Genomic DNA, 3,681 nt, shown 5'->3' with positions numbered 1-3,681 from the left:
TCTGAGCTACTAGCTCTCTTTTAATACTCGATAAACCGTAGCCACACCAACACCAACGGCCTTAGCGATTTCATCTTTTGTCATATTGTTTTGACTCGCCAGCTCTCTAATACGTTTATGTTTTTCTGTATTAGCCGTCTTACCTGATGGCTTATAGCCACTGTTAGCCAACCCTTGTTTAATACGTTCTCTACGCTTGTCATTATCCAATTTAGCCATTGTAGCTAGTAAATCAATGAGCATATTGTTTACTACGTTTAGGATTTCACCAGTCATACCATCACTAACCGTATGAGTAGTAGGTAGGTCTGAAACCACTAGTCTTAATCCCTTATCTTTGATACGTTGCTTTAGGATTGCAAAGTCACCTTGTGATAGTCGGCTAAGTCTATCTACACTTTCTACTAATAGAATATCGTCTTGCTGGGCGTCATCAAGTAACTTAGTGAGAGCTGGTCTGTTTAGCTTAGTTCCACTGTAATTCTCAATATACTCAGAATAATTATCGTCATAGCTTTTGCTAAAGCCAATCAAATCAGATAAGGCTCTTTCCGCTTTCTGTTCCTTAGTACTCGCTCTCACATATATTCTTACTGTCATGGGTATTACCTTATCATTTAGACTTAATTTTTAATGTCCATTAATAATACTATCATTTAATATATAAAACAACTCTAATGATAGATGAATTATCATTTAATTATTTTACTGTTAAGGTATAGTCTTAATGATAGATAAGTCATCAGAAATGAATCCCAGATTTTGACCATATGAATCACAAATATTGGGACTATGTAGGTCAGTATTTGGGAAGTAATAAAGAAAAGGATATAAATAAAATTAATAAAGAAAAGCTTATGTGTGATTTGCTTATTTTTTTGAGTCTTCCTATCCGATTACTAGACTACCTCTCTCATACGCTTACTATAATCATCACCAGCCTTAAATACCTCACCATGCTCATTTAATCTTGGTTCAACACGACTAGTTTGAAAACTATTAACGCTCTCACCTTTAACCTTCTTGCCACGTTCTTTTGCTATGTATGAGGCTCTACGGAATGCTTCCTTGTACTTGGTATAATTGCCTTGCTCTAAGTGCTTACGTTCAATCAAATATGATGGACTCTTTGGAATCCAAGGTGATAAATCTTGTATAGATGCAATATCTATTGCTTTATCAGTAATCGTTTTCATGGTCTTAACAGCAGTGCCATCAATCATAAATACTAAATGATAGTGTTGCTTCTTTGATGTCTCAACTTCTCTACACCAAACATAACCCACACGCTTTAATTGATACCTTCTCTTTAACCATGGGATAAAACTTCTTAAGAACTTAGTCATAACTTCATTATCAGCAGTGTATCTCTCAATTCTGATATCAATCCTAAATACAAATACTTTACGGTGATGAGATAGCATAGCGTCTAACTCACGTTTTATTTTAGGTAAAGGTTCTACGAAGCAATTGTACTTACCATCATGAGTGAGTATTGGTAACTCTAACCCTTCTATTGTTATTGTTCTATCATTCGTTAACTTACGCATATTACTAATAACCCTTAAAAGACCTTACTGAATGTTCTAATGACCAACGTCATGCTAGAGTATCATTACTATAAATATATTTACATTATCAGTAAGGATAATATTAAAAACCCACCAAATTAAAATTTATTTAAACCATAGCAGACATAGGCTTACTAGCTATATTACATTAGAAAATGGCATGACAACTGTTACATTAGCAATCTATCATAATAATTACTTTTTTGGTTGCTGATAGCCCACCTTGCTTAAGTATTTATGATACCTCTCTTGCTTTCTAGTATCTCTTAGCTCATTAGCTATAATCTCAGCGTAATCACTTACACTAGCTCCTATAGGTGCGTTGCTACCTAACTCGTTCAATAATGCCAACTTGCTACTGAATAGCTTAATTTGGCTATCTGTCATCTTGATATAGCTATCATCATTAGTAGATTGCTCATCTGACTTCTTATGTTTAAAACTAAATGATATAGCTGTTATCTTATTTGCTGTCTTATGCTGCTCGTATTGTACGGTTAAGTCCGTATGCTCATTAACCTGTTTTATAGCCGTTTTTAATACCCTAGCCTTAAAGTTAGACATAGTATTATATTGCTCAGGTTCTACGCCTAACTTACCTCTTATATCCTCAAGCTGATACTTAGGTGTCTTGCCTACTTCACGCCATGAACATATCGTTTCATATAACCTGATAGCGTAACCACTCGTTAAGTTAGACACGTTATCAATCTTATAGCTCGTAAATTGACTTTCTAATCTAGTGATTAAAGGTACTACCACATCAGAAAACCTTATGTAGACGTAACCTAAATCAGGTTCATAGGCACTCTTGTTAGCCCATGGCTCTTTGAATTCTATCAACCTTCCTGTCATAGGGCTTTTAGCTTTATACCTTATAAGCTTAGTCATTAAAGCATCTGCAGCATCTTTAAGTACCTGATAGGCTGTATCTATGTCAGTGTTATATTGTTTAGCGTAATCTTTAGCATGGACAGTCAGCAAACTACCTTCTGCTAATCCTTTCCCTGAACGCCTAGCTTCTACTATTGCTAAGAGTATTAGACGCTGTTCAGCTAGTCCTAATGAGTAGCTGGCGTTAATCAACCCGTTGTCCTTCACCACTAATTCTGACATTGGTATACCTCAGATAAACCGTATTAATCAATACCTGATAGTACACCCTTTGAATACATATTTAAACTACGTATCTATTACCTAGACAAACGTATTCAATGCCCTAGCTAAATATACTATTTTACCTAGACAAACGTATTCAATAGCCTAGACAAACGTATTCAATGCTATGCTACATCCTTTTAATACCAATAGGTACAGAGAACGTAAAAGCTGTTTAAAAGCTCTTAAATACTTAAAAGCACAGAATCTTATATTTTTGAAGTAATAAATAAGGAATTTATAGATGAGAATTATGGGTATTGAACTTATAGATATAGTGTTTATAGTATTTTTACTATCAATGGTTGCAGGAGTAGGATTTAGTGTAGGTATAGAAATTAAGAATTACTGTTTCAGAGTTATAAAATTTAAGTAATTACTCTTAGCTGCTTATCTAGATGTCATGTCATTGCTTATAAGGTAATAAACCCTTACGTAAGAGCTATAGAATGGCTCAGGATAGCCTTGTTTAACATTTCCTATGCAATGGTAGCTGAATTATATTAGAACGCTATTTAGAGGCTCTACGTAGCTCTCAGGCAATAGATAAGATAAATATGATTATTCAGATATAAAATAGTGCTCTCTATATTTCTAATATGTCTAACTTATCGTATTGATATATCGTTGTAAGCCTTATGTTTACTAGCCTATTAACCTTTTAATAAGTATCGTCATTACTTACCATAGTAGTAGTACCTAACTACCCTGAAAGCCTTATTAGATAAGGGTTTTATAGGCAAGGATACCTTATACCTTAGTACCCTATATATTTCACATCGTGATGTTACGAGCATTTACACAGTTAGCCCAACATAAAATCCAGTCTCTAGCTGTTCTTATGCTTAACACAATCCATCAAGGCTAATAAAAGGATAGGGGTATTTATTTAAAATATCTGAGCTACTAGCTCTCTTTTAATACTCGATAAACCGTAGCCACACCAACACCA

The 3,681-nt window shown here is 34.4% G+C and carries 3 protein-coding genes; all 3 read right to left on the bottom strand.

Annotated elements, in window-relative coordinates; all coding sequences use genetic code 11:
- Positions 1–9: 9 nt before the first annotated feature.
- Positions 10–600 carry a recombinase family protein gene (locus V6252_RS12820; protein ID WP_341610706.1) on the bottom strand — a complete coding sequence of 197 codons (591 nt, stop codon included), beginning with the start codon at positions 598–600 and terminating at the stop codon, positions 10–12.
- Positions 601–899: 299 nt separating this feature from the next.
- Positions 900–1,550 carry a YagK/YfjJ domain-containing protein gene (locus V6252_RS12815; protein ID WP_341610705.1) on the bottom strand — a complete coding sequence of 217 codons (651 nt, stop codon included), beginning with the start codon at positions 1,548–1,550 and terminating at the stop codon, positions 900–902.
- A 216-nt stretch (positions 1,551–1,766) separates the two neighbouring features.
- Entirely contained in the window at positions 1,767–2,687 is a 921-nt protein-coding gene (gene repM / locus V6252_RS12810) for a replication initiation protein RepM (protein WP_341610704.1), read from the bottom strand.
- Between the last annotated feature and the right edge of the window lie 994 nt (positions 2,688–3,681).

Source organism: Psychrobacter proteolyticus, from assembly GCF_038155145.1.
GTDB classification, from domain to species: Bacteria; Pseudomonadota; Gammaproteobacteria; order Pseudomonadales; family Moraxellaceae; genus Psychrobacter; species Psychrobacter proteolyticus_B.
The sequence above is the reverse complement of the archived record's forward strand: the minus strand, read 5'-3'. Positions and strand labels throughout refer to the sequence as shown.

Coding starts and splice junctions, on each gene's coding strand:
- repM (WP_341610704.1), bottom strand. CDS start 2,687: ATGTCAGAATTAGTGGTGAAGGACAACGGGTTGATTAACGCCAGCTAC.
- V6252_RS12815 (WP_341610705.1), bottom strand. CDS start 1,550: ATGCGTAAGTTAACGAATGATAGAACAATAACAATAGAAGGGTTAGAG.
- V6252_RS12820 (WP_341610706.1), bottom strand. CDS start 600: ATGACAGTAAGAATATATGTGAGAGCGAGTACTAAGGAACAGAAAGCG.